25 protein-coding genes and 1 riboswitch are annotated in these 25,679 nt (G+C 69.0%); of the genes, 16 read left to right on the forward strand and 9 right to left on the reverse strand.

The genetic code is table 11. From position 1 onward, the window contains the following. Positions 1 to 34: 34 nt before the first annotated feature. From ACTJIL_RS09670 to ACTJIL_RS09685, 4 genes are all read left to right on the forward strand, one after another. A complete protein-coding gene (locus ACTJIL_RS09670; protein ID WP_440755897.1) occupies positions 35 to 709 on the forward strand; it encodes a YceI family protein in 675 nt (224 codons plus the stop codon). After that, the gene (locus tag ACTJIL_RS09675) at positions 706 to 1,281 is read left to right on the forward strand and encodes a cytochrome b (protein ID WP_440755305.1); all 576 of its coding nucleotides are present in this window, start codon (positions 706 to 708) and stop codon (positions 1,279 to 1,281) included. The genes ACTJIL_RS09670 and ACTJIL_RS09675 overlap by 4 nt, the downstream gene beginning before the upstream one ends. Positions 1,282 to 1,358: 77 nt before the next feature. Continuing rightward, entirely contained in the window at positions 1,359 to 1,928 is a 570-nt protein-coding gene (locus ACTJIL_RS09680; RefSeq protein ID WP_440755306.1) for a YceI family protein, read from the forward strand. 301 nt (positions 1,929 to 2,229) lie between these two features. Next, entirely contained in the window at positions 2,230 to 3,897 is a 1,668-nt protein-coding gene (locus tag ACTJIL_RS09685; RefSeq protein WP_440755307.1) for a LysM peptidoglycan-binding domain-containing protein, read from the forward strand. Between the two features lie 422 nt (positions 3,898 to 4,319). On the opposite strand, the gene ACTJIL_RS09690 is transcribed toward ACTJIL_RS09685, so the two are convergent. Both ACTJIL_RS09690 and ACTJIL_RS09695 read right to left on the reverse strand, forming a co-directional pair. After that, the gene (locus ACTJIL_RS09690) at positions 4,320 to 4,706 is read right to left on the reverse strand and encodes a hypothetical protein (RefSeq protein ID WP_440755308.1); all 387 of its coding nucleotides are present in this window, start codon (positions 4,704 to 4,706) and stop codon (positions 4,320 to 4,322) included. 159 nt (positions 4,707 to 4,865) lie between these two features. After that, positions 4,866 to 5,141, reverse strand: a complete 276-nt coding sequence (locus ACTJIL_RS09695) for a glutaredoxin family protein (RefSeq protein WP_440755309.1) — start codon at positions 5,139 to 5,141, stop codon at positions 4,866 to 4,868. Positions 5,142 to 5,186: 45 nt separating this feature from the next. On the opposite strand from ACTJIL_RS09695, the gene ACTJIL_RS09700 reads away from it, so the two are divergent. Next, entirely contained in the window at positions 5,187 to 6,569 is a 1,383-nt protein-coding gene (locus ACTJIL_RS09700; protein WP_440755310.1) for an L-serine ammonia-lyase, read from the forward strand. An 80-nt stretch (positions 6,570 to 6,649) separates the two neighbouring features. Further along, on the forward strand, positions 6,650 to 7,654 hold the full coding sequence (locus tag ACTJIL_RS09705) for an alpha/beta fold hydrolase (protein WP_440755311.1): 1,005 nt from the start codon (positions 6,650 to 6,652) through the stop codon (positions 7,652 to 7,654). A 24-nt stretch (positions 7,655 to 7,678) separates the two neighbouring features. Here the strand turns inward: ACTJIL_RS09705 and ACTJIL_RS09710 are convergent, their stop codons facing one another. Genes ACTJIL_RS09710 through metX form a run of 3 tightly spaced genes read right to left on the reverse strand, consistent with a single transcriptional unit; the run spans position 7,679 to position 11,090 of the window. Next, a complete protein-coding gene (locus ACTJIL_RS09710; protein ID WP_440755312.1) occupies positions 7,679 to 8,800 on the reverse strand; it encodes a homoserine dehydrogenase in 1,122 nt (373 codons plus the stop codon). Further along, entirely contained in the window at positions 8,797 to 10,047 is a 1,251-nt protein-coding gene (gene metB / locus ACTJIL_RS09715; RefSeq protein WP_440755313.1) for a cystathionine gamma-synthase, read from the reverse strand. The genes ACTJIL_RS09710 and metB overlap by 4 nt, the downstream gene beginning before the upstream one ends. Then, positions 10,044 to 11,090: a homoserine O-succinyltransferase MetX gene (metX, locus tag ACTJIL_RS09720; protein ID WP_440755314.1), complete on the reverse strand. Its 1,047-nt coding sequence runs from the start codon at positions 11,088 to 11,090 to the stop codon at positions 10,044 to 10,046. The genes metB and metX overlap by 4 nt, the downstream gene beginning before the upstream one ends. Positions 11,091 to 11,190: 100 nt before the next feature. After that, positions 11,191 to 11,321, reverse strand: a riboswitch (SAM riboswitch). A 121-nt stretch (positions 11,322 to 11,442) separates the two neighbouring features. Here metX and ACTJIL_RS09725 point away from each other — a divergent pair. After that, positions 11,443 to 12,558, forward strand: coding sequence for a phytase (locus ACTJIL_RS09725; protein WP_440755315.1), 1,116 nt, complete (start codon positions 11,443 to 11,445; stop codon positions 12,556 to 12,558). A 66-nt stretch (positions 12,559 to 12,624) separates the two neighbouring features. On the opposite strand, the gene ACTJIL_RS09730 is transcribed toward ACTJIL_RS09725, so the two are convergent. Then, positions 12,625 to 13,416 (reverse strand): DUF1521 domain-containing protein, encoded by a 792-nt coding sequence (locus ACTJIL_RS09730; protein ID WP_440755316.1) that lies wholly within the window; start codon positions 13,414 to 13,416, stop codon positions 12,625 to 12,627. Between the two features lie 175 nt (positions 13,417 to 13,591). On the opposite strand from ACTJIL_RS09730, the gene ACTJIL_RS09735 reads away from it, so the two are divergent. From ACTJIL_RS09735 to ACTJIL_RS09760, 6 genes are all read left to right on the forward strand, one after another. Continuing rightward, a complete protein-coding gene (locus ACTJIL_RS09735) occupies positions 13,592 to 14,374 on the forward strand; it encodes a M23 family metallopeptidase (RefSeq protein ID WP_440755317.1) in 783 nt (260 codons plus the stop codon). A 210-nt stretch (positions 14,375 to 14,584) separates the two neighbouring features. Then, positions 14,585 to 16,189: a peptide chain release factor 3 gene (locus tag ACTJIL_RS09740; protein ID WP_440755318.1), complete on the forward strand. Its 1,605-nt coding sequence runs from the start codon at positions 14,585 to 14,587 to the stop codon at positions 16,187 to 16,189. A gap of 162 nt (positions 16,190 to 16,351) precedes the next feature. Continuing rightward, on the forward strand, positions 16,352 to 16,768 hold the full coding sequence (locus ACTJIL_RS09745) for a hypothetical protein (protein WP_440755319.1): 417 nt from the start codon (positions 16,352 to 16,354) through the stop codon (positions 16,766 to 16,768). Positions 16,769 to 16,799: 31 nt separating this feature from the next. Continuing rightward, positions 16,800 to 17,453, forward strand: a complete 654-nt coding sequence (gene trhA, locus ACTJIL_RS09750; RefSeq protein WP_440755320.1) for a PAQR family membrane homeostasis protein TrhA — start codon at positions 16,800 to 16,802, stop codon at positions 17,451 to 17,453. Positions 17,454 to 17,544: 91 nt separating this feature from the next. Next, complete coding sequence (locus ACTJIL_RS09755) at positions 17,545 to 19,467, forward strand: AsmA family protein (protein ID WP_440755898.1); 1,923 nt, start codon at positions 17,545 to 17,547, stop codon at positions 19,465 to 19,467. Positions 19,468 to 19,544: 77 nt separating this feature from the next. Further along, positions 19,545 to 19,934: a hypothetical protein gene (locus tag ACTJIL_RS09760; RefSeq protein ID WP_440755321.1), complete on the forward strand. Its 390-nt coding sequence runs from the start codon at positions 19,545 to 19,547 to the stop codon at positions 19,932 to 19,934. 88 nt (positions 19,935 to 20,022) lie between these two features. Here the strand turns inward: ACTJIL_RS09760 and ACTJIL_RS09765 are convergent, their stop codons facing one another. From ACTJIL_RS09765 to mtgA, 3 genes are all read right to left on the reverse strand, one after another. Then, positions 20,023 to 20,451, reverse strand: coding sequence for a CBS domain-containing protein (locus tag ACTJIL_RS09765; protein ID WP_440755322.1), 429 nt, complete (start codon positions 20,449 to 20,451; stop codon positions 20,023 to 20,025). Beyond that, entirely contained in the window at positions 20,411 to 21,430 is a 1,020-nt protein-coding gene (locus ACTJIL_RS09770) for a glycosyltransferase family 2 protein (RefSeq protein ID WP_440755323.1), read from the reverse strand. Before ACTJIL_RS09770 ends, ACTJIL_RS09765 begins: the two co-directional genes overlap by 41 nt. A gap of 134 nt (positions 21,431 to 21,564) precedes the next feature. Then, positions 21,565 to 22,290 carry a monofunctional biosynthetic peptidoglycan transglycosylase gene (mtgA, locus tag ACTJIL_RS09775; protein ID WP_440755324.1) on the reverse strand — a complete coding sequence of 242 codons (726 nt, stop codon included), beginning with the start codon at positions 22,288 to 22,290 and terminating at the stop codon, positions 21,565 to 21,567. A 73-nt stretch (positions 22,291 to 22,363) separates the two neighbouring features. Here mtgA and ACTJIL_RS09780 point away from each other — a divergent pair, with 73 nt between their 5' ends. The 3 genes from ACTJIL_RS09780 (at position 22,364) to ACTJIL_RS09790 (ending at position 25,593) form a co-directional block, all read left to right on the forward strand. Continuing rightward, entirely contained in the window at positions 22,364 to 23,668 is a 1,305-nt protein-coding gene (locus tag ACTJIL_RS09780; protein WP_440755325.1) for an aspartyl/asparaginyl beta-hydroxylase domain-containing protein, read from the forward strand. A 7-nt stretch (positions 23,669 to 23,675) separates the two neighbouring features. Then, positions 23,676 to 24,572, forward strand: a complete 897-nt coding sequence (gene hslO, locus ACTJIL_RS09785; RefSeq protein WP_440755326.1) for an Hsp33 family molecular chaperone HslO — start codon at positions 23,676 to 23,678, stop codon at positions 24,570 to 24,572. Positions 24,573 to 24,705: 133 nt separating this feature from the next. Further along, positions 24,706 to 25,593 carry an XOO1806 family protein gene (locus ACTJIL_RS09790; protein ID WP_440755327.1) on the forward strand — a complete coding sequence of 296 codons (888 nt, stop codon included), beginning with the start codon at positions 24,706 to 24,708 and terminating at the stop codon, positions 25,591 to 25,593. The last annotated feature ends 86 nt before the right edge of the window (positions 25,594 to 25,679 follow it).

The raw sequence follows: 25,679 nt of genomic DNA on the forward strand, positions 1-25,679 counted from the left end.
CGCGCCGCACGCCGGTCGCCTGCAGGTCGCGCTGCTGCTGGTGCTGCTCGCCGCGCCGGCAACGGTGTTTGCACAGGCCGGACGTTACGCGATCGATCCGGTGCACACGCGGGTGATGTTCGAGCTTTCGCACGCGGGTTATTCGCAGGCGATCGGCACGGTGTCGGGCAGCACCGGGACGCTGGTGTTCGATCCCGAGGACTGGAACAGCGCGCGGGTCGAGGTCAGCGTGCCGCTGGCGCGGCTCGACCTGGGCGACGACAAGTGGAACCGGGCGGCGCTCGGGCGCAACCTGCTCGATGGCGAAGACCATCCGGTCGCCAGCTTCACCTCGACACGGGTCGACCCGATCGACGCCACCCACGCCAGCGTGTTCGGCACGCTGACCCTGCGCGGGGTGGCGCGCGAGGTGAAACTCGACGTCGCGTTCAACCAGGTCAAGCGTTATCCGCTGCCGCCGTTCCGCCGCACCATCGGGTTCTCGGCGACCACCACGATCAGCCGCAAGGCCTTCGGCATCGATGCATGGCCGACGGTGATCGGAGACAGCGTCGCGTTGCGCATCGAGGCCGAAGCGCAGCTGCTGCGCGACGGCGACGCGGAAACGATGCCCGACGCGCCCGCACCGGTGCCAGTACCCGAAGACCCTGCCGCCGAAGACGCTTCCAGCAAAGCACCCACGACGCCGACACAGGACCCGACGCCATGACCTGGAAGAACTCCGCCGACCGCTGGGGCCCCGTCAGCCAGCTGTTGCACTGGCTGATCGTGCTGCTGGTCCTGATGCTGGCGATCGTCGGCCTGACGATGGGCGAACTGCCGAAGACGCCGAAGTATTTCTGGGTGTACACGATGCACAAGTCGGTGGGCATCACCGTGCTGGCGCTGGTGCTGGTGCGCATCGGCTGGCGGCTGTACGCCGGCGCGCCGCGGCCGGTGCCGGGCACGCCCACCTGGCAGGCGCGCATCGCCTCGCTGACTCACTTCCTGCTGTACGCGCTGCTGCTGGCGATGCCGCTGTCGGGCTGGCTGTACGACTCGGCCAGCGGGTTGCGCCCGTTCCGGTGGTTCGGCCTGGTGCTGGTGCCGAAGCTGTCGGGGCCGAACGAAGGACTCAGCGAGCTGTCGCACGACGCCCACGAGCTGCTGTTCTGGGTGCTGGTGGCGCTGGTCGCGCTGCACGCGGCGGCGGCTTTCTACCACCACATCTTCCAGAACGACGCCACGCTGTCGCGCATGCTGCCGAGGCGGCGCGCGCGCAGCGGTTCCAGCGCGGGTTAAGCCGCCCCGCAACATCATCCAACCATCTTGTGGGAGCGGCCATGCCGCTCCCACGGTGCCTGCCCCAGGAGTCCCCCATGTCGCACAAGCTCACCACGCCCGCCGCCGTCGCCGCCACCCTCGTCGCGCTGATGGCCGCCGCGCCCGCGTCCGCCGCCGACTACGTGCAGGACGCCGGTTCGACCCTCGTGTTCGCCACCAAGTACGACGGCGAGGTGTTCACCGGCACGTTCCCCGGCTTCTCGACGAAGCTGAGCTTCGACCCGGCCGACCTGCCCGCCGGCAAGCTCGACGTCACCATTCCGCTGGCCGGCGCGAACACCGGCAACAACGACCGCGACACCACCCTGCGCGGCGCCGACTTCTTCAACGTCGCGAAATTCGCGCAGGCGCGTTACCGCGCGGCCGGATTCCGCAGCCTCGGCGGCGACAAGTACGCCGCCGACGGCACGCTGGAACTGCGCGGCGTGAGCAAGCCGGTCACGCTGACCTTCACCTGGACCCCGGGCGCCGCTCCAGTGCTGGCGGGCAAGGCGACGGTGAAGCGGCTGGACTTCGGCGTCGGCGGTGGCGACTGGTCGGATACGGCGACCATTCCCAACGAAGTCGCGGTGAGCACGAAGGTGGTGTTCAAGCCGGTGCAATAGCGGCGCCAGGGTCGCGGCGGCAAGGCGGCGAAGCCAGGCCGCGCAGGCTGCGACAGCGAAAGGGCAAGAGCCGATCGAAAACACGCTTCGCCGCAGCCGGGCCATCCACCGTGATGGCGTTTCCGGTCGCGATTCGTGACGGCAGGCGGTGTCCATCTGGCCCACATCAATGCTCAACCCGGGAGCGACCCTAGGTAGGGCACGCCCCGGATGGCCGGCGCGATGGCGCGGTGTTGCAATCGGTCCAGCTCGAGCACGGGGGGAGCTCAAGCCTCACATTCCGCGAGCGCAAGGAGCATCGATGAGCATTTCGCCCGTCTCTTCCCAGTCAAACGCCGCCCTGCCCAGCACGCAGGCCAGCCACACCGTCCAGCACGGCGACACGCTGTCGGCCATCGCCAAGCAAAACGGCGTTTCGGTGTCGGCACTGCTGGCGGCCAATCCGCAGATCCACAACGCCAACCTGATCTATCCCGGCGACCGGATCGACATCCCGGGCGGCGGCAACACGGGGGCCGGTTCGACCAGCGGCACCGACAGCAGCGCGCCGGCCACCGATACGCCTTCCACCAGTGGCGGCAAGTTCGACTACAACCGCATCTCCGGCGTGCAGGGCAATCCCAACGTGACCCCGGCCTTCATCAAGGGCGTCGAGGACATGGCCGGGCGCCTGGGCACCAAGCCCGAGTACCTGCTGGCGGTGATGAGCTTCGAGACCGGCGGCAGCTTCTCGCCGGGGCAGAAGAACAACGCAGGCAGCGGCGCGACCGGCCTGATCCAGTTCATGCCGAACACGGCCTCCGAGCTGGGCACGAGCACTTCCGCGCTGTCGAAGATGAGCTCGGTCGACCAGCTGCAGTACGTCGAGAAGTACTTCATGCAGCGCGCCGGCGCGCACAACGGCAAGCTGTCCACGCTCGAGGGCGTGTACACCTCGGTGCTGTACGGCTCGCCCAAGTCCGATCCCAACTCCACGCTGTGGTCCAGCGGCAGCAGCGCCTACAAGTGGAACAGCGGGCTGGACCGCAACAACGATGGCCGCATCACCGCAGGCGAAGCCGCGAACGCGGTGCGCGGGCGCGTGGACGGCAACATCGATGAAGGCGGTTCGGCGATCCCGGACAAGTCCGGCCCGACCGATCCAGGCAAGGGTGGCGGTGACAAGGGCGGTGGCAACACCAGCAGCAGCTACACCGTGCAAAGCGGCGACACGCTGTCGCAGATCGCCGCGAGCCACAGCATGTCGCTCGATGCCCTGCTCTCGGCCAACCCGCAGATCAGCAATCCGAACCTGATCTACCCGGGCCAGGCCATCAAGGTCTCCGGCGACGGTGGCGGCACCTACACCGTGCAAAGTGGCGACAACATGTCCGGCATCGCCGCGCGCAACGGCGTCACGCTGTCGTCGCTGATCAATGCCAACCCGCAGGTCAGCAACCCGAACCTGATCTACCCGGGCCAGCAGCTGAGCATCCCGGGCGGCAGCTCCACCGGCCCGGCCGACCCGAGCGGACCTTCCGGCCCGTCGGGCCCCTCCGGACCGTCAGGTCCTTCGGGCGACGGCAACGGCGACGTGGTCGACATCGCCCAGAAATTCCTCGGCCGCAATGCCTCGGACCTGAAGCGCAGCGGCGAGCTGCCGATGGAATCGTGGGTGCCCAACAACGTCAACTGCGCCAACTTCGTCACCGCCGTGCTGCAGAAGGCCGGCATGATCAACTGGCACGACAACACCGTGGCCGGCACCGCCAGCAGGCTCAAGGCGGAGGGCTGGAAGGTCGTCCCGGCGTCGCAGGCCAAGCCCGGCGACGTGTGCATCCTCAACTACGGCGGCCACGTGGAACTGGTGGCCAGCAACAACAACGGCAACGTCAAGCTGATCGGGTCGAACAACATCAACCCCGACGGCTCGCAGCAGGTCAGCTACGGCAACCCGTACGGCAACGCCTACTACCTGTCGCCTCCCTGATCCCCCCAGGGATGGCAGGCGACGACGCCCCCAATCGTCGTTGCCTGTCGGCCCGGCCCCCCGGGCCATGGACGAACGGCCGCGCAAGCGGCCGTTCGTTCGTTCCGGCATGCACGATGGGCCGCGCAGGTGATCACCCGTTCGCTTTCCTGTGGGAGCGGCTTCAGCCGCAAACTCCTGAACGACAGGACGCAAAAGCCGCCTGCGGCAAGTCCATCTTCATCCGCGCGCTTTCGCGGCTGGCGGATCGGCGACTTCTCGAAGGAATGGCCCGGGCGTCGGGGAAAGCTCGCGGCTGAAGCCGCTCCTACATGGGCCTACACGGGCAACGGCAATGACCCGGGAGGAGGCGCATCGCGGAACATGCGAACGGCCGCGTGCGCGGCCGTTCCTGGTGCGTCACCGGGCCTGCCGGTGCGACGTCATTCCTCGAACAGCGCGTGCGGTGCGCCGTACTTCTCCGGCCACGCCAGCCACACCATGTCGGTCGGGCCGATCGCGTCGGCGCGCAGTTCCCAATGGCCGTCCACGCGCTGCAGCAGGGCCACGTAGTCGGGCGAGACGTAGCCTTGCTTGGCGGCGTCCGCGAGCGGGGTGCCGGCGTAGTCGATCACGGTGCCGTTTTCGTCCTGCATCCGCGCATACACGAACCCCCAGCCCTCGCCGATGCGGATCTGCTCGACGGCGAAGCGCACGTCGCGCCCGAGCTTCTGCTTCACCGGCGCGCGCGCCGTATCGAGGAGCTGCTGGCGTTCGCTGCTGCCCTTTTCCGGAGTGTGGATGCCATCTGCGGCTTGGCTGCTGTTCATGAAAATTGTGCCCAAGAAGAGAAGGGAAAGGAGGCTCGGCATCAGTCTGCTTCGCATCGGGGTGCTCCTGGCGCGGCGCTGTGTTGCCGCGAACCCGGCCAGTATCGCCACCACGGCGTTAACGATGCGACTAGGGCGTGCCCCTATTCGAGCGTGCCCCTATTTCGGCGCGCCCTGTTGCGCTTGCGACAACCAGGCGCGGACACGGTCGGCATCGAATGGCCAGTCCAGTTCAGCGCCATTGACCGTATCACGCAGCACCGGGACGCGCACCCCGTAGGCGGCTTCCAGCGCGTCGACGCCGTCGATCCAGACGCTGTCGAACTCCGGCGCGTGGGCGGCGGCGAGCACGGCCAGGGCCTGGTCGCACAGCGGGCAATCGTCCCGCTGGATCAGCTGCAGGCCGGGAACGGCGTTCGAGGCGGGAACGTTCATGGCAGGAAGCGGCAGCCCGGACGGTTGGCGGCATAGAATACCCGCATGGCTGTCAGCACCTTCGACCTCTACAAGATCGGCATCGGGCCGAGTTCCTCGCACACCGTCGGGCCGATGCGCGCCGCGGCGCGATTCGTCGAGCACTGGCTGCAGGACGCCGGGCGGCTGCAGGACGTGGCGCGCATCCGCGCCGAAGTCTTCGGTTCGCTGGCCCTGACCGGCCGCGGCCACGGCACTGACAAGGCGGTGCTGATGGGCCTGGAAGGCCATTGGCCGAACCGGATCGACCCCGACGTCATCCCCACCGCGCTCGAACGCATCCGCGGCGAGAAGCGGGTGCTGCTCGGCGGCACGCACGCCATCGCCTTCGACGAGAAGCGCGACCTGGTGATGAACAAGCGCCAGAAGCTGCCGTACCACACCAACGGCATGCGCTTCACCGCGTTCGACGCCAACGACGAGGTCGTGGCAACGCGCGACTACTACTCGGTCGGCGGCGGCTTCGTGGTCAACCAGGACGAAGCGGCGGAAGACCGCATCGTCGCCGACACCACGCCGGTGCCCTACCCGTTCCACAGCGGCGACGAACTGCTGGCCCAGGCACGCGAGCACGGCCTGAGCATCGCGCAGCTGATGATGGCCAACGAAAAATCCTGGCGCAGCGAGGACGAAGTCCGGGCCGGCCTGCGCGAGATCTGGGAAGCGATGCAGTCGTGCATCAACCGCGGCATCGCCCAGGGCGGCACCCTGCCCGGCGGTCTGCACGTGTCGCGCCGCGCGCCGGCGCTGTACGCGGAACTGTCGGCCAAGCCCGAGGCGGCGATGCGCGACCCGCTGACCACGCTCGACTGGGTCAACCTCTACGCACTCGCCGTCAACGAGGAGAACGCCGCCGGCGGACGCGTCGTCACCGCACCCACCAACGGCGCGGCCGGCATCCTGCCCGCGGTGCTGCGCTACTACGATCGCTTCATCCCGGGTTCGAACGAACAGGGCGTGTTCGACTTCCTGCTCACCGCCTCGGCCGTGGGCATCCTCTACAAGGAAAACGCCAGCATTTCCGGCGCCGAAGTCGGCTGCCAGGGCGAGGTGGGCGTCGCGTGTTCGATGGCGGCTGCAGGACTCACCGCGGCGCTGGGCGGCAATCCCAGCCAGATCGAGAACGCCGCCGAGATCGGCATGGAACACAACCTGGGACTCACCTGCGACCCGATCGGCGGCCTGGTGCAGATCCCGTGCATCGAGCGCAACGCGATGGGCGCGGTGAAGGCGATCAACGCCTCGCGCATGGCGCTGCGCGGAGACGGCAAGCACAAGGTCAGCCTGGACAAGGTCATCAAGACCATGCGCGACACCGGCCGCGACATGCAGGACAAGTACAAGGAAACCTCGCGCGGCGGCCTGGCGGTGAACGTCATCGAGTGCTGAGAGGTCGGTCGATTCCGCCTTTCACGGCCCCACGGCGCCGTCGTCCCTATCCTCGACGCGGTCCGCTCCCGGAATCCATCATGCGCTACACGCCCCTTCTCGCATCGGCCATCGCCATGGCCCTGGCCGCTGCGCCCGCCATTGCCGCGGAACCGCCCTTCTACGGTCCGCAGCTCGAAGGCTTCGACTACCCGCACCCGGTGAAGCGCTTCGAATTCGAGTCGCAGCAGCAGAAGCTGTCGATGGCTTACATGGACGTCGCGCCCACCGCCGAGCCCAACGGGCGCACGGCGGTGCTTCTGCACGGCAAGAACTTCTGCGCCGCGACCTGGGAATCGGCGATCGCCGCGCTCACCGGCGCCGGTTTTCGCGTCATCGCACCCGACCAGGTCGGCTTCTGCAAGTCGAGCAAGCCGCGCCGCTACCAGTTCAGTCTCGGCCAGCTGGCGGACAACACCCACGCGCTGCTGCAGTCGCTGGGGATCACGCGCGCGGTGGTGGTGGGTCATTCGATGGGCGGCATGCTCGCCGCGCGCTACGCGCTGCAGTATCCGGACGGCACCGGGCAACTGGTACTGGTCAACCCGATCGGGCTCGAGGACTGGCGCGCCGAAGGCGTGCCGTGGCGCAACGTCGACGCCTGGTACGCGGGCGAGCTCAAGACCAGCTTCGACGGCATCAAGGCCTACCAGCAGAAGGTCTATTACGGCGGTAAGTGGAAACCGGAATACGACCGCTGGGTCACGATGCTCGCCGGCATGTACGCCGGTCCCGGCAAGGCGGCGGTGGCCTGGGACCAGGCGCTGGCATCGGACATGATCTTCAACCAGCCCGTGGTCTACGAATTCCCGCGCATCCGCGTGCCGACCACGCTGCTGATCGGCCAGCGCGACCGCACGGCGATCGGCCGCGACCTCGCCCCGCCGGAGCTCGCCGAACAACTCGGCGACTATCCCGAACTCGGCAAGCGCGCGGCGCGGCTGATCCGCAACTCGCGGCTGGTGGAGTTCAAGGATCTCGGACACTCGCCGCAGGTCGAGGCGCCTGCGCGCTTCAACGCGGCATTGCTTGAAGCGCTGGAATAAAGCGGCGCGGATGGCTGCTGGCTCTCATGCGTCCCGCAACGGCCCGCCCGCGATGCGCAACACGTCGTCCAGCAGGGCGGCGGCGGTGATGCCGGCGCCGGCACCCGGCCCCTGCACCACCAGCGGCTGGCCGCGGTAGCGGTCGGACCAGATCGCGACCCGGTTGTCGGTGCCCGCGCCGGCAGCCAGCGGATCGCCCGCATCCAGCGCCTCCAGGCCCACGGAGGCGTGGATGCGGGCGTCGTCGCCGCATTGCAGGCGGGCGATGAAACGCAGCTTCGCACCCGCCTTGCTGGCCCGCGCATGGCGCGTGCGCAGCGGCGCATCGAGGCCGAACAGGGCGTCGTCGACATCGTCGCGCGCGGCCGCGGCCAGCGCCGGCGTGAGCAGCGATTCCACCGCCACGTCATGCGCTTCGATCGCGACACCGGCCGCGCGCGCCAGGATCAGCAGCTTGCGGCGCACGTCCTCGCCGGACAGGTCTTCGCGCGGATCGGGCTCGGTGTAGCCGGCGTCGCGCGCCTCGCGCACGAAACCGGAGAACGGCTGGCGCCCGTCGTAGCGATCGAACAGCCATGCCAGCGAGCCCGAGAGCACGCCGGCGATCGCATGGATGCGGTCGCCGCCGGCGCGCAGTTCGCGGATCGAACGCAGCAGCGGCAGCCCGGCGCCGACGGTGGCGGCGTCGCCGTAGCGGGCATCGCCGTCGCGCTGCGCGCGCACGACGGCCCGGGCGCGGTCGCCATCGGTACCGGCGCCGAGCTTGTTGGCGGTGACCACGTGGATGCCGCGCGCCAGCCATTCGCCGTGCCAGCCGGCGACCAGGTCGCTGGTGCTGGCATCGACGAGGATGTCGCCGCGGCGCAGCGCTTCGGCCTCCACCCACGGCGACCACGGGCCCTGGCGTTCCGGTGCGGCGCGCAGGCGTTCGAGCGCGCCTCCGGGCGTGCCATCGGCGCAGGCTTCGAGCGCGCGGGAATTCGACAGCCACGCGAACGCCGGCAGCGCCACGCCGGCCGCACGCAGCGCGTCGCAGCGCGCGACGAAGGCGCCGCCGACGTTGCCGGTGCCCAGCAGCGCGATGCGCGGCGATCGCACCGGACGGGCGGCGACGGCCGACAGCGGCAGATTGACGACGTTGTTCACGCGTCCACCTGCACGGCCCGCTTGCGCGTGGCACCGTCGATCGCCGCCTGTGCGCGCGCCAGCGCGGCGGCGAGATCCGCCTGCAGGTCGTCCAGCGCCTCGATGCCGACCGACAGCCGCAGCAGGCCGTCGGAAATCCCGGCTTCGGCGCGCGCCTCGGGCGACATCGCCGCGTGCGTCATCGTCGCCGGGTGCGCAACCAGGCTTTCCACTCCGCCCAGCGATTCGGCCAGGGTGAAGCACTGCAGGCCGTCGAGGAAGGCGCGCACCGCGAGTTCCTGCACCTCATCGTCGTCGCCACCGAGTTCGACGCCGAGCATCGCGCCGAATCCCTTCTGCTGGCGCGATGCCAGCGCGTGGCCCGGATGCGTGGCCAGGCCTGGGTAGTAAACCGTCGCCACCGCCGGGTGCGCGTCGAGCTGCGCGGCGATCGCGGCGGCGTTTTCCTGGTGCACGCGCAGGCGTGCGTCCAGGGTGCGCAGGCCGCGCAGGGTGAGGAAACTGTCGAACGGCGATCCGGTGATGCCGAGACAGTTCGCCCACCACGTGAAGCGTTCGTGCAGTTCCGGCGTGCGCGCGACCACTGCGCCGCCGACCACGTCGCTGTGGCCGTTGATGTACTTGGTGGTCGAATGCACCACCGCGTCGGCGCCGAAGTCGGTGATCGGCGCCTGCAATGCCGGCGACAGGAACGTGTTGTCGACCACCGCCAGCGCGCCGGCGCGGTGCGCGGCATCGATGACGAAGCGCAGGTCGGTCACGCGCAGCAGCGGGTTGGACGGCGTCTCGATCCACACCACTTTCGGTGCAGGCTCGAGTGCCGCGGCCAGCGCGCGCGGATCGGTCAGGTCGGCGAGCACCAGTTCGAACGCTCCCTTGGCCGCCAGCGCCTTGAACAATCGCCAGCTGCCGCCGTAGCCGTCGTGCGGCACGACCAGGCGGTCGCCCGGCTGCAGCAGCGCATGCAGCACCAGGGTGATCGCGGCCATCCCCGTGGCGGTGATGGTGCCGCCGGCGCCGCCTTCGAGTTCGGCCAGCGCCTCGCCCAGCAGGTCGCGGGTGGGATTGCCGCTGCGCGTGTAGTCGTACCGGCGCTTGTCGTTGAAGCCGGCGAAGCTGAAGTTGCTCGACAGCACCAGCGGCGGCGTGACCGCGCCGAAGGCCTCGTCGCGGTCGATGCCGGCGCGCACCGCGCGGGTGGCGGGAGCGAGGCAGGTGCTGTCGGTGGAAGCGTCGTGGAAGCTCATGCGATGTCTCCGTTGTCGCGCAGCGCGGCCGCCAGGATGGCGTCGATGCGGTCGGTTTCCTTGAGGAAGGCGTCGTGGCCGTAAGGCGAACGCAGCAGGCGCAGCTTGCCCAGCGTGCCCAGGCCCTCGACCAGTGCCACGGCGTCGGACAGCGGCACCAGCCGATCGCCCTCCACCGCCACCACCACGGTGGGAATGCGCACCTGCGCCGGATCCACGCGGTGCAGGTCGATCGATTCGGACAGGCGCCGGAAGGCGGTGGCCGGCGTGCGCCCGACGTAGCGGGCACCAACCGCATCGAGATAATCCTCGGCGGCAACGCGCACGCGGCCGTGGACGAGCTCGGGCGCGGCATCGAAGCGCTGCTCGAACTCCTCCGGCGTGCGGTACGACAGCATGGCGAACTGTCGCGCCAGCGACAGCCCCTGCCCGTCCGCGCACTGCAGCTGGCCCAGGTCCACTGCCTTGCGCTGCAGCGCGCGCCAGGCCGCCGCATACGGATGCGGCCGGTGTGCGCCGCTGACCGCAACCAGCTTGCGGATGCGCAGCGGATGCCGCGCCGCCAGCTGCAATCCCACCAGCGCCCCGTACGAATAACCAACGACGGCGTCCAGCGCATCGATGTCGAGCGCATCGAGCAGGCCACGGATCGCATCGGCCTGGTCGGACGGATCGATCGGCGCATCGAGCGTGCCGTCGGCGCCGATGTAGTCGAACGAGAGGATGCGCCGGCGTGCCGGATCCAGCGCGCGCCCGGGACCGACCAGGTCATTCGCCCAGCCGGCCTCGGGGAACTGCACGCCGGCCGCGACGTGGCGGTGCGCCGAGATGCCGCCGGCCACCAGCACCACCGGCGCATTGGCCGCGCCGACGACCTCGAAGGCGACGCGCACGCTGCGCACGCCGGCGTGGCGCATCGGCAGCACGAGGTCGACGTGGCCGCGCAACGCGGGTGCGGCGACACGATCTTCGGCCGGCGGTGCGAAACAGGGCTGGAAGTGCGGGACGGGGGTTTGCCCGGCAGGGCTTTCGACGAGGCTCATTGGCGCGTTCCGATGGCAGGAAAGGGCCATCGAAATACGCGGGGCATGCCGGAAGTGGCCGCAAGGCGGCGCGTGCGCATCCACCGCGAGGGAGGATCCACAACCATCTTCCGGTGGACGCACAGGTCCCCGCAGGATTTGGCACCGCGACCGAGCGCACCCGCAAGGGAAGCGCTCCATCAGGTTGCCCCGGCGTCGTCGGGCCTGTCCCTCAGCCGGTCTCGATGGAGTGCACAGGTTGCCCGCAGGATTCGCCCTTGTCAATCGCTTTATCGGCATGAAGCGATGGAACTCTCAAAAAGGGGATGACCGCCTGTCGACCCGCTTCCGTTGCCTCCCGCATACTTCGCCGATGTCGAAAACCGCCCTGTTCAGCATTGCCGCAACCCTGTTTCTTGCGGCCTGCACCACGCCTGCACCGAGGGCGCTTCCACCCGCTCCTGTCGCGACCGCCGACTCCGCCGTGGTGGTGCCGGAGCGCTACGTGTCTTCCGAGGATCCGCGCGACGAACTCGATTCGCTGGCCACCTGGCCGACCGAGGATGGCCGCACCTGGCTGATCGCCACCGCCAAGGCGACCCATTCGCTGGTGGTGTTCGACGCCGACACCGGCGAGCGCCTGCACAGCGTCGGCCGCAAGGGTCCGGCGCCGGGTGAGTTCCTGCGCCCCAACGGCATCGCGGTCCAGGGCAACCACCTGTTCGTCGCCGAACGCGACAACCATCGCGTGCAGGTGCTTTCGCTGCCCGATTTCACGCCGCAGGGCACATTCGGCAGCGACCAGCTGCGCAGCCCCTATGGGCTATGGCTCCACGAAAGCGCGCCGGGCGAGTACGAGGTCTACGTGACCGACAGCTTCATGGAGGGCGAACAGCACGACGTGGTGCCGCCGTTCGACCAGCTCGACCGGCGCATACGCCGCTACCGCGTCGCGTTCGACGACGACGACACCCGTTTCAGCGCGCGCGACGAAGGTGCCTTCGGCGACACCAGCGAGTCCAGGGCGCTGCGGATCGTCGAATCGATCGCCGGCGACCCGGCGCAGCAGCGGCTGCTGGTCGCCGACGAATTCATGTCCGGCGAGGGCGATCGCCGTGCTTCCAACCTGCGCGAGTACACCTTCGAAGGCGAACCGACCGGGCGCGAGTTGCCCGCCGGCACGTTCGAGGCCGAGGCCGAAGGCGTGGCGCTGTGGAGCTGCACGCCGGACACCGGCTACTGGGTCGCGGCCGACCAGCGCTACCCGCAGACCCACTTCCTGCTGTTCGACCGCGACACCCTGGCGCCGCGCGGCAGCTTCATGGGCGAGGTCACCGCGCACACCGATGGCATCGCCCTGCATGCCGCGACGACGGCCAACTTCCCCGCCGGCGCGCTGTTCGCGGTGCACGACGACAAGGCGGTGGCGGCGTTCGACCTGGGCGAAATCGCGCGCGCTCTCGACCTGGATCCGCGCTGCACCGAGTGACGACGCAAACGAAATCGCCGGCCCAAGGGCCGGCGATCCGAATGCGGTGCTGTCGATGCGGAGACGTCAGGCGCGCCCGACCGTGATGTTGACCTTGAGGTCCGTCTCGAACGGCAGCGGCAGTGCGATGCGCTCGGGCTCGTCGCTGCCGGAGTCAAGGGACACCGACAGGAACTGGCCCGAGAACGATACCGACAGCAACCCGCTGAACTCGCGGAACATGCTGCCCAGCTGCGCGACCATCGAACTGCCCTGCAGCTTGACCTCGTCGGTCGCGTTGATGAACGCCTGGTCGACGCCGCGCAGCTTGCCCTCGCTGTCGACCGCGACGAAGCCGCGACCGTTCTCGTTCTCCTGCAGGACGTTGCCCTCGCGCGCATTGCTCGTGAGCCTGCCGGTGCCGCCTGCGACGTCGATGTCGACAAAGCCGAGGTCGCCGCGGGTATTGGAGTCGACGCCCTCAATGTGCGCGCCGTACTGGCCGCCGCCGTCGAGGATGGTGACCTGCGAGGCGACCGTGGCGCCGTTGTGGCCTTCGTTCCACGGCGTGGTGGCGATGGTGACGCGGGTGCCATCATCGAGCACGAAGGTCGTCTGCCCCCAGAAATCGAAGGCATGCTTGCCGTCGATCTCGACGTGCGGGTCGCCCCAGATCCGGTAGTTCTCGCCGGTCGCCTTGTTCTGGATCATCACCTCGTTGTTGTCGTCGGCGGTGATGCGATAGTTCTCGTTCTCGAACTGGACCTTGCCGTCGGCGGTCCTGCTGGTGGTGGGACCTTCGCCGCGTCCGATGCAGCCACCCGCGGCGATCTGCTGGCTGGCGCCGAGGTTGATGTTGCCGGTAATGAAGTCGCCCATCACTGTCCTCCCGGGATGCATATCCGTGCATGATTCGTTCATGTATTGGAACGCCAACGCGGCCCGCCGGCCATCTAGGGCCGACCCCACTGGGGGAAACCCGAGTGCGCGGGCGCGACCCTTTCGCCTGCACCTCCGGGATTGGGGCCTGCGTGGCCTGCTGCCGGCGCTGGTCATGCTGCTCGGACTCGCCACGTGCTTCGGCGCGGCCGCCGCGGAGCCCGCCGGCGACGTGCGCCTTCGCGTCGAGGCCGACGACGGCGCCTACCTGGCCTGGGCAGACAACATGCTTCCGGGCCCGGTGGAAGTGATGCTGCACACCGACCGCGGCGACGTGGCGGGCGAACCGGCGCTGCCCGCGCGCGCCACCGTGCCGGCCAACACCAGCGTGCTGGTCGCGCGCGTGCATCGCGGCAACGCGGCGCGCGGCGGTGGCCTCGGCCTGCGCCTGGACACCGTGCCGGGCAGCGTCAACGCCCGTCCGCGCGACTACGAATACCTGTTCCCGCTGCAGCTGCCCGAACCGCGAGTCGAGCAGGCCTGGGGCGGGCGCTACAGCCACGCCGATGCGGAGAACCGCCATGCCGTGGATTTCGCCGCACCGCCGGGCACGACCGTGTTCGCGGCGCGCGACGGCGTGGTCATGCAGGTCGAGGTGTCGGCCATCACGGCCAATGGCCACCACGGCGATGCGAACCTGATCCGCATCCTCCACGACGACGGCAGCATGGCGGTCTACGCCCACCTGGCGCCGGACGGCGCGCTGGTCCGGCCGGGCCAGCGGGTCCGTCGCGGCCAGCCGATCGGCGTCTCCGGCAACAGCGGCCTGAGCGCCGGGCCGCACCTGCACTTCGCGGTCCAGGCCAACCGCGGCATGCATCTGGCATCGATTCCGTTCCGGATGTTCGGGCCTGGCGGGATCCTGCGCTTCAGCGAACCGACAACGGGCGAAAACTGACGTTGGTTCTTTAGCCCTTTCGCCGCGTACAGGAGAAGGAGGCGCGCAGCGCCAGGTGAGGGTCCGGCTTTTCGCAGCGATCTGACACACCCTCACCCCAACCCCTCTCCCGCACGCGGGAGAGGGGCTCGACTGCGCTCCCGCAGGCCCCCAGCCCGTATAATTCGCCCTTCCCCGCACTACTGCCGCGCCATGCAGGCGCCTTTCGCCATGCCTGACGTCGCCGCCGAAGCCGCCCGCCGCCGTACCTTCGCGATCATTTCGCACCCGGACGCCGGCAAGACCACGCTGACCGAGAAGCTGCTGCTGTTCGGCGGCGCGATCCAGATGGCCGGCTCGGTGAAGTCGCGCAAGACCACGCGCCACGCCACGTCCGACTGGATGGCACTGGAGCAGGAGCGCGGGATCTCGGTGACCAGCTCGGTGATGCAGTTCCCCTACGAGGGCCGCATCGTCAACCTGCTCGACACCCCCGGCCACGCCGACTTCGGCGAGGACACCTACCGCGTGCTGACCGCGGTGGACTCGGCGCTGATGGTCATCGACGTCGCCAAGGGCGTCGAGGAGCGCACGATCAAGCTGATGGAGGTGTGCCGGATGCGCGACACGCCGATCATGACCTTCATCAACAAGCTCGACCGCGAGGGCCGCGACCCGATCGACCTGCTGGACGAAGTCGAAAGCGTGCTCGACATCCAGTGCGCGCCGGTGACCTGGCCGATCGGCATGGGCAAGCGGCTCAAGGGCGTCGTGCATCTGGTCACCGGCGAGGTGCACCTGTACGAACCGGGCCGCAACTTCACCCGCCAGGATTCCACCATCTTCGCCTCGATCGACGACCCGCAGCTCGAGGCGCGGATCGGCGCCGACATGCTGCGCGAGCTGCGCGACGAGCTGGAACTGGTGCAGGGCGCCTCGCACCCGTTCGACCTCGAGGCCTACCTCGCCGGCCGGCAGACGCCGGTGTTCTTCGGTTCGGCGGTGAACAACTTCGGCGTGCAGCTGCTGCTGGACTTCTTCGTCCGCCACGCACCGTCGCCGCGGCCGCGGGAGACCACGACCCGCGCGGTCGATCCGGCCGAAGCGAAGCTCAGCGGCTTCGTCTTCAAGATCCAGGCCAACATGGACCCGATGCACCGCGACCGCGTCGCGTTCATGCGCGTATGTTCGGGCCGCTTCGTGGCCGGCATGAAGGCCCTGCACGTGCGCAGCGGCAAGGAGGTCAAGCTCGCCAACGCGCTGACCTTCATGGCCAGCGACCGCGAGATCGCCGTAGAGGCGTTCCCGGGCGACGTGATCGGCATCCACAACCACGGCACGATTTCGATCGGCGACACCTTCACCGAGGGCGAGCCGATCTCGTTCACCGGCATCCCCAACTTCGCCCCGGAACTGTTCCGCCGCGCACGCCTGCGCGACCCGCTCCGGCTGAAGCAGCTGCAGAAGGGGCTGGCGCAGCTCAGCGAGGAAGGCGCCACCCAGTTCTTCCGCCCGCTGATGAGCAACGACCTGATCCTCGGCGCGGTGGGTGTGCTGCAGTTCGACGTCGCCGCGTACCGGCTCAAGGACGAGTACGGAGTCGAGGCGGGGTTCGAGCAGGTGCAGGTGGCCACGGCACGCTGGATCAAGTGCAGCGACGAGAAGAAGCTGGAAGAGTTCCGCGAGAAGAACGCGATGAACCTGGCCATCGACGGCGCCGGCGAGCTGGTCTACCTGGCGCCGACCCGGATCAACCTGCAGCTGGCGCAGGAGCGTGCGCCGGGCGTGGAGTTCATGGCCACGCGCGAGCAGGCGCACATCGTGGCGGCGCGCTGACGCGCCGGAACATCGGCCCGCAACGCCCGACCGCTCTCCGACCGCGCCCGGGCGCGTAGGTCGGGGCTGCGCCCCCAACGGCTTTCCAACCACGCCGACCTGCGGCTTAGGGGGATTTCATGGATCGGGCAGAATCGTGGCTCCCCCGCCTGGAGCCCGGTCATGTCGCGCCTCCTGTTTCCCGCAATTGCCGCCGCCCTGCTGGCCTGCAGCGCCTGCGGCCCTGCTGAACCGCCCGTCGATCCCGCGCGCCACGCAGCGATGCCGGCCACGCGAACGCCCGATCCCGCACCGCCGGCCGCCGCGACTGCGCCCGATCCCGCCGCAGGCGACACGCCGGTGCGCTACGCATGCAGCGACGCAAGCACGATCTCCGTGACCTGGGGCAACGACCAGGCCCGCATCGAACTCCCCGATGGCAGCCTGGCGACGTTGCCCAAGGCCCAGTCGGCTTCGAAGGGCGGCGGCGAGGTCTTCGTCGGCGACACCGTGTCGCTGCAGCGCGACGGCGACGACATCGAGTTGTTCGCCGGCGACGGCCCGGCAAGGCAATGCAGCGCTCAGCCAACGACCGATTGATTGCTCGATGCGCACGGCGCATGGTGTATCGATGACTGCCTCCCAGGCCATCGCCCACGACCCGCGCGAGGAATTCGCCAGCGCGCTGACCCACGGCGTCGGCGCGGCCGCGGCGCTGGCCGGCGGCGCGGTGCTGATCGCGCTGGCCGCGCTGCACGGCGATGGCTGGCAGCTGACCGCCGCGATCGTGTTCGGCATCTGCCTGCTGCTGCTCTACGTCGCCTCCACGCTGTACCACGCCATCTCGCACCCGGTCGCCAAGACCCGGCTGAAGGTGTTCGACCACTGCGCGATCTACCTGCTGATCGCCGGCACCTACACCCCGTTCACCCTGATCGGCCTGCGCGGCACGCTGGGCTGGTCGCTGTTCGCGGCGATCTGGACCCTGGCCCTCGCCGGGGTGGTGTTCAAACTGTTCTTCACCGGCCGCTTCAAGCTGCTGTCCACCGCGATCTACGTGGCGATGGGCTGGCTGGTGATCGTGGCGATCAAGCCGGTGATGGCGGCGCTCGACGGGTGGACGCTGGGCTGGCTGCTGGCCGGCGGCCTGTTCTACACGCTCGGCACGGTGTTCTACCACCGCGAATCGATCCGCTATTCGCACGCCATCTGGCACCTGTTCTGCATCGCCGGCAGCGTCTGCCACTACGTCGCCGTGATGGCGCAAGTGCTGCCGCCGCGATGAACCGCGACTGAGCGCATTCACCACTGCTTGATGGCCATGCGGGGAAGGTGTGCGCGTGCCCACCCCCACCCGTCCAACCGCAGGCAAGCGCATGCGCGATGCCGTCACCGGGCATCCCTGGCGCACCGTGGCCGCAGCGCTCGCACTGGCGGTCGTCGTGCTTGTGCTGCTGTGGGACTGGAACTGGTTCAAGGGCCCGGTGGAACGCGCGGTGGAAGCGCGCACCGGGCGCAGCTTCGAAATCGGCGGCGATCTGGACGTCGACCTTGGCCGCGTCACCACGATCCGCGCCGGCGAGCTGCGCCTGGGTAACGCGCCGTGGTCGAAGCAGCCGACGATGGCGAGCACCGACCAGCTCGAACTGCGCATCGAACCATTTGCACTGCTGTTCCAGCGCGAACTGCGCATCCCCCTGATCCGCCTCGCCAGCCCGGACGTGCGCCTGGAAACCGGGCCGGAAGGTGGCGGCAACTGGGACTTCGGCATGGCGTCCGACGGTGGCAAACCACCCCGGTTGCAGCGGATCTGGATCGAAAACGGCCACCTGCAGTTCACCGATGCGGCGAAGAAGACCGACATCGACATCAAGGTCGCCAGTCGCAAACCGAAGAAGCCGGGCAACGCGCCACCGGTCGCGCTGGACGGCGGCGGCCACTGGGCGGGCAACCGCTTCACTCTCGAAGGCGTCGCCGAATCGCCGCTGGAACTGCAGGCCACCGACAAGCCCTACCGCATCGACCTGCGCGCGGCGGCCGGCGCGACCCGCGCGCATGCGCGCGGCACACTGGTCAATCCATTCCGGCTGCGCGACTTCGACCTGCGCATGGCGCTGTCGGGAAAGAACCTCGAAGACCTGTATCCGCTGCTCGGCCTGGCGCTGCCGCCCACGCCGCCCTACGCCCTGGACGGGCGCTTCACCCGCGACGACGACACCTGGCACTACGACGGCTTCACCGGCAAGGTCGGCGACAGCGACCTGTCCGGCTCGGCCAGCGTCAAGACCGGCGGCAAGCGACCGTTCCTGCGGGCGAACCTCGTATCGAAGCGGCTGGACTTCGACGACCTCGCCGGCTTCATCGGCGACGCGCCGCAGGCAGGCGGCGCCGAATCGACCAATCCCGAGCTGGCCGCGCTGGCCGCGCAGCGCAAAGCCAGCCCCAGGCTGCTCCCCGACACGCCCTACGCGCTCGAAAAGCTGCGCGCGATGGACGCCGACGTGCGCCTGAAGGCGCAGCGCATCAACGCGCCGTCGCTGCCGCTCGACGACATGGACGCGCACCTGACGCTCGACGCCGGCCTGCTGCGGCTGGATCCGCTCAACTTCGGCGTCGCCGGCGGCGACATCCGCTCCAACATCCGCATGGATGCGCGCGAGAAGACCATCCGCACACGCGCGGACATCACCGCAAGGGGGCTCAACCTGGGCGAACTGTTCCCGGACGCGAAGCTGACCGACGACGCGATCGGCAGGATCGGCGGCCACGTCGCGATCACCGGCACCGGCAACTCGATCGCCAGGATGCTCGGCAGCGCCAATGGCGACATCGCGCTGGGAATGGGCCGTGGCCAGATCAGCAACCTGCTGATGGAACTGGCTGGCATCGACATCTACGAGTCGCTGAAATTCCTGATCGGCAAGGACCACAAGGTGCCGATCCGTTGCGCGTTCGGCGACTTCGGCGTCAAGGGCGGGCTGATGACCTCGCGCGCGCTGGCCTTCGACACCACCGACACGATCATCGTCGGCGAAGGCACGGTGAACCTGCGCGACGAGACGCTCGACCTGCTGCTCAAGCCACGCCCCAAGGACCGCAGCATCCTGACCCTGCGCTCGCCACTCGTCGTCGGCGGCACGTTCAAGGATCCGTCGTTCCGTCCCGACTTCAAACGCCTGGGCCTGCGCGGCGCACTCGCAGTGGCGCTGGGCAGCATCGCGCCGCCCGCGGCGCTGCTGGCGACCATCGAGCTGGGTGGCGGCGAGGACAGCAACTGCGGTGGCCAGTACGCGAAGTGAGCGCCGGGCGCGGGGCAATCACCGGCGCTTGATCGCGTGGCGTCGATAATCCACGTCCCACCCTGGAGAACAACGCCATGGGCAAGCTGTCCGCCATCACGCCAGTCCTGCTGCTGGCCTGCCTCACCGGCTGCGGCGACCGCAGCACGGTGACTACCGATACCGGCACCGGCACCGACACTGCCGCTGCCCCTGCCAAGGCCGAAGCAGCACCAGCGGCAGCGGGCGAAGACGACAACGTCACCGCCCGCTATGCCTGCCAGGCCGATACCGGCGTGGTCGTGCTCGATAACCGCTCGGCCCGCGTGTCGTTGCCCGGCGGCGAACGCCACACTCTGCAACACGTCGCCGACAGCGACCCGCAGGTCTATGCCGGCGACTCTCTGTACTTCACGATCCAGGCTGACTCCGCGCACCTGTCGCAGCAGGACGGTGCGCGCGAACTGGCTTGTACCAAGGCCAACTGACCGCGTCAGGTCACCGCGGAAAGCCGAGCCCTCACTCGTCGCTACGCCCTCTTCTCCCATACGCGGGAGATAGGCTGAGCAGTCGGCATCAGGACGCGATGTAACGCTGCAGCTGGTCCAGCTCGTGCTGCTGGTCCTCGATCACGGCCTTCACCAGGTCGCCGATCGAGACCACGCCGAGCACCGCGTCGCGATCGAGCACTGGCAGGTGGCGGATGCGGCGCTCGGTGACGATCTGCATGCAATGCTCGGCGGTGTCGTCGAGGCCGACGCTGACCACTTGCGCAGTCATGATGTCGCGCACCGGCGTATTGGAGGACGCCCGGCCCTGCAACACCACCTTGCGCGCGTAGTCGCGTTCGGAAAGGATGCCGGCCAAGCGGCCGCCCTGCATCACCAGCACCGCGCCGATGCCCTTCTCCGCCATCAGGCGGACTGCCTCGATCACCGGTGCGTCCGGGCCGATCGCGAAGACTTCAGGGGCCTTGCCTTCCAGCAGGTGTCGTACGGTCCGCATGGGACTCTCCCTCGCCATGGACACGGCCCGAGGATACCCCCAACGCCGGACGCCAGCTATCGACCAGGTACAACGGCCGCTGCTTGGATTCCTCGTACAGGCGGCCGAGGTATTCGCCGATCATGCCCAGCGCGACCAGCTGCACGCCGCCAAGGAACAGGATCACCGCCATCATGCTCGGATAGCCGGCCACCGCGTCGCCCCACAGCAGCGCCTTGGACACGATCCACAGCGCATAGACGAAGGCCAGCAGCGCGGTCAGCACGCCCAGGTAGGTGGCCAGGCGCAGCGGCGCGGTGGAGAAACTGGTGATGCCTTCGAGCGCGAAGTTCCACAGCCGCCAAAGGCTGAACTTGCTCTTCCCGGCCAGCCGCGGTTCGCGCTGGTAGGCGATCGACACCTGGTCGAACCCGACCCAGCCGAACAGTCCCTTCATGAACCGGTGCCGCTCGCGCAGTTGCCGCAGCGCCGCCAGCGCACGCGGCGACAGCAGGCGGAAGTCGCCGGTGTCGGTCGGGATCGGCGTCTTCGACAGCCGCTGCATCACCCGGTAGAAGGCGTGCGCCGTGGCCTTCTTCAGCCAGGTCTCGCCCTCGCGGCCGGTGCGCGTGCCGTGCACGTCGTCGTAACCCTCGCGCCACCGGGCCACGAACTGCGGAATCAGCTCCGGCGGATCCTGGCCGTCGGCGTCGAGGATCATGGCCGCGCCCTGCTCGACCCGGTCCAGGCCGGCGGTCAGCGCCGCCTCCTTGCCGAAGTTGCGCGACAGCCGCAGCAGCGACACCCGTGCGTCGCCGTTGGCGATCCCTCGCAGCACGTCCCAGGTGCCGTCTCGGCTGCCGTCGTCGACGTACAGCACGCGGCCGTCGATCGCGCTTTCCAGCGCATCGAGCACCTCGGCGATGCGCGGATGCAACGACGGCAGGGCCTCGGCTTCGTTGAAGGCGGCGACGACGATGGTGAGTTGGTCACGGTGCATGGGCGCATCGTAGCGCGGTGTCAGCATGGTTTGCCGATGGATGCGGCCGCCAGTTCGCCGAGGCAGTCGCAGGTCGCCGCCATGTCCCCCGACTTGCACGTCGGGCCGTCGGGGGCTTAGCCCCGGCCTGCGCTTCAATCCAGCGTGTCGAGATACCCCGTACCCCCAAATCGGCGCACGTTGCGCTCGATCCAGCGCGCGCGTCGCTGCACGTACGGGCCAGGCCGCGCCGCGCTGTAGTGCTTCGGGTTGGGCAGCACCGCCGCCAGCGTCGCGCTCTGCGTCGGCGAGAGCCGCGCAGCATCCTTGCGCCAGAAACTACGTGCCGCGGCTTGCGCACCATAGATGCCGTCGCCGAACTCGGCGACGTTGGCGTACACCTCGAGGATCCGCGACTTCGGCCACAGCGCCTCGATCAACAGCGTGTACCAGGCCTCGATGCCCTTGCGCACCCAGCGCGACGCCCTGCTCTGGCCGCTCCACAGGAACAGGTTCTTGGCCAGCTGCTGGCTGATCGTGCTGGCGCCGCGCACCTTGCGCCCGCGCGCATTGCTCGCGCGCGCCTTCTCGATCGCCGCGAAATCGAAACCGCCATGGCGGGCAAAGTTCTGGTCCTCGGCGGCGACCAGCGACACCGGCACGCTGGCGGCGATCTGGTCCAGGTCGCGCCAGTCGTAGGTAATGCGGAACCCCCAGTCGCCCGAGCCCCAGGCCTGCAGCTGGCGCGCCGCCATGAACGCGGTGAACGGCGGATCGACGAAACGCAGCGCCAGCACCTGCAGCACGCTCAGCGCGAGCAGCAGCAGCGGCAATTTCCACAGCCAGCGCAGCCAGCGGCGACGTCGGGGTTCGGCAGTCATGAAGGGTTTTCCGCGCCCCGGCAGCGGCCGGGGTCAACCCGCCAAATGGTAACCTTGAACACTCCACGACCGCATGGCTTCGCCCTTGGACGCGCCCGCCCAAACACGCATCACCGAACTGGTCGCGCAGGCCGAACAGCTGTCGCAGCGCGGCCAGCCCGATGCGGCCCTGTCGTGCTGGCGCCAGGTCCTGGCGCTGCAACCCGGGCACGCACTGGCATCGAACCACCTGGGCGCGCACGCCATGGCGCACAACGACGTCGCGGCGGCGAAGCGGCATTTCGAGGACGCCATCGCGACGGAACCGGGACTCGCGATCGCACGCGCCAACCTGTCCCGCCTGCACTCGGCGCAGGGAAACGCCGGCGCGGCGCTCGAACAGATCGAACTCGCCATCCGCGCCGACCCGCTGGCCTGGGGCGCGCACATGGAACGGGCACGCTTGTTGCAGGCAGCCGGGCGCACGCGCGAGGCTGCGATGTCGTGGAGCAATGCGCTGAACTACATGCCCGAACCGGTATCGCGCGCGCCGCACATGCAACCCTGGATCGAGCAGGCCCGCGCGGCGATCCGCGAGAACCAGGAACAACTGCACGCGCACCTGCGCGAACGCATGCAACCGCTCATGGGCAACAGCGAGCGGCGCGAACTCCAGCGCTTCGAGCACTGCCTGGACATCGTCACCGGCCGGCGCCCGTTCGTGACCGCACGGCCGCTGATGCTGCCGTTCCCGCGGCTGCCGGCGATCCCGTTCTTCGAACGCGAGGACGCTCCGTGGGTCGCGGAAGTGGAAGCGGCGTTCCCGGCGATGCTGGAAGAACTGCAGGGCGTACTCGCCACCCAGCAGGCCTTCGAGCCCTACGTGAAAACCACGCCGGGCGAGCCTCCGGCGCAGTTCGCCGCGCTCGACCACAACCTCGACTGGGGCGCCTATTTCCTGTGGAAGGACGGCCAGCGGATCGACGCGCATGCCGACCGGTGCCCACGCACCGAGGCCGCACTCGCGCGTGCGCCGCAGAACATGGTGCCGGGACGAGCGCCGGTGGCGTTCTTCTCGGCGCTGAAGCCCGGCGTCCACATCCCACCGCACAACGGCGCGACCAACACCCGCCTGACCGTGCACATGCCGCTGATCATCCCGCCCGATTGCGCGCTGCGCGTGGGCGACGAGACCCGCGTCTGGGAACCGGGCAAGCTGCTGATGTTCGACGACACCATCCGCCATGAAGCCTGGAATTTCAGCGACCGGCTGCGGGTGGTGCTGATCTTCGACGTCTGGCACCCGATGCTGTCCGAGCTCGAACGCGAACTCGTGTCGCAGACCGTGCAGGGGATGCTGGCCTTCTACGGCAGCGACGCCGACCTGGGCGAGCTTTGAAGACGGCATGGCCAACGACAGCGACCACCTGACCCGTTTCCTGCTCGATCGCGCCGGCGTGCGCGGCGTGCGCGTGCACCTGGGCGACAGCTGGACTCGGATCCGCGCCCACGGCGACTACCCGCTGGCGGTAGCAGAGCTGCTGGGCGAAGCCACGGCGGCCGCGGCCCTGTTCACCGGCCACGCCAAGATCGACGGCCGCCTGTCGGTGCAGCTCCGCGGCCAGGGGCGGCTGCGCACCCTGTTCGCCGAATGCACGGCCGCCGGCACCCTGCGCGGCATCGCCCAACTGGCCGAAGACGACACCTCCCCGGTTTCGCGCGACCTGCGCGAGCTCGGCCCGGGCGCGATGCTGGCGATCACCATCGAAAGCCGCGGCGCACCGGGGCGCGAGCCCATGCGCTACCAGGGCGTCGTGGCGCTGGAGACCGATTCCCTGGCCGCCGCTTTCGAACAGTATTTCCGGCAGTCGGAGCAGCTTCCGACCCGCCTGCTGCTGGCTGCCGACGAGCACCACGCGGCGGGCCTGATGCTGCAGAAACTGCCGGGCGACGAGGGCGACGAGGACGGCTGGAACCGTGCCAGCGTGCTGTTCGACACGCTCAAGCCACACGAACTGCTGCAGTGGCCGGCCGAAACCCTGCTGTCGCGTTTGTTCCAGGAAGACGGGGTTCGCCTGCTCGGCGACAAGCCGTTGCGCTTCGCCTGCTCCTGCTCGCGAGAACGGGTGGCGGCGATGCTGGAATCGCTGGGCCCCGACGAGGCCCGGGCGGCGGTCATCGGCGGCAGCGCCAACATCCGCTGCGAGTTCTGCGGCCAGGCCTACCGGTTCGGCGCCGACGAGGTCGAAGCCCTGTTCAGCCGCCCGGGCCCGGAAGTCCGGGCGCCCGGGGCACTTCAGTGAACCGGGAGAGATGAACCGGTCAGGGATGAACCCGTCAAATCCGGGGGATTGTTAAAGAAACATAAACCGGATAGAGTCAAGAGCCCCGCCCAGCGGGAACTTCGATCAGGGAAAAAGGGTCGATTCCAAGCTCATGCGACTGCGCCTCCTCCAATCGTCGATTGTCGTCCTGCTCGCCCTTGGCGCAGCACCGGGCGCGTTCGCGCAGTCGAAGGCCAGCTCGACCAATGCTTCGGCCAACACCGCGGTCCTGCCGGTCATCTATAGCGATTCGGGCAACGGCAACAAGGTCGGCGCCTACCTGCTGCTGGAGCCGACTGATCACCCCAAGACGGGTGCGCGCTGGCGTTTCGGCGGCAAGAACGAACTCGACGCCGCATTCGGCCTCGATGCCGGTGATTCGCTGGCCCTGCTGTGCAGCGGCAAGAGCGGCATCGGCAGCGCGCTTTCCAGCCTGGTCAACAACTGCAAGCTCGGTTCGATCAGCGACGATGGCGACGACGACAGCCACCACGCCAGCGCCACGGCCGCGCTGAGCAGGCCCGGCGGCAGCGTCGGCATCACCGCCGGCAAAGGCAAGGCACGGCTTCCTGCCTGGCTCACGCCCAACACCGGCCGCGCCGGCGACATCAACATCAACGACCTCACCGTCTTCGCCCAGAAGAACATCGGCCGCGAAGGCACGGTATCGATCGCCGGCACGATGGCCAAGGCGCAACTGATCCCCAGCGGCGACATCCCCGCCGGCCTCGCCGACAACTGGGACAGCAAGACCCTGTCGGTCGGCGGCGCCTACGGCGCGTTCGGCGCCAGCATCATCGGCCAGGTCGTCAGCACGCCCGGCCAACAGCAGTGGGAAGGCCTCGGCATCGGCCTGACCTGGCGCACCCCCTGGAGCGGGCAGCTCACCATCGGCGCCGACAACTTGGTCACGCGTGGCAAGAACCCGTTCTCGCCGAGCTCCGACGCCAAGCAGGACGAGGGTGCGATTCCCTACGTCCGCTACGAGCAGGATCTGTAGATCCGCAGGCAACTGCCCGGATTACGGGCATGATCGCTGCGCTCTGGCCTGCAGTCGATATCGCCCGATAGGCATCGCGATTGCGG

It is taken from the genome of Luteimonas sp. 22616 (genome assembly GCF_052044325.1).
GTDB lineage: Bacteria > Pseudomonadota > Gammaproteobacteria > Xanthomonadales > Xanthomonadaceae > Luteimonas.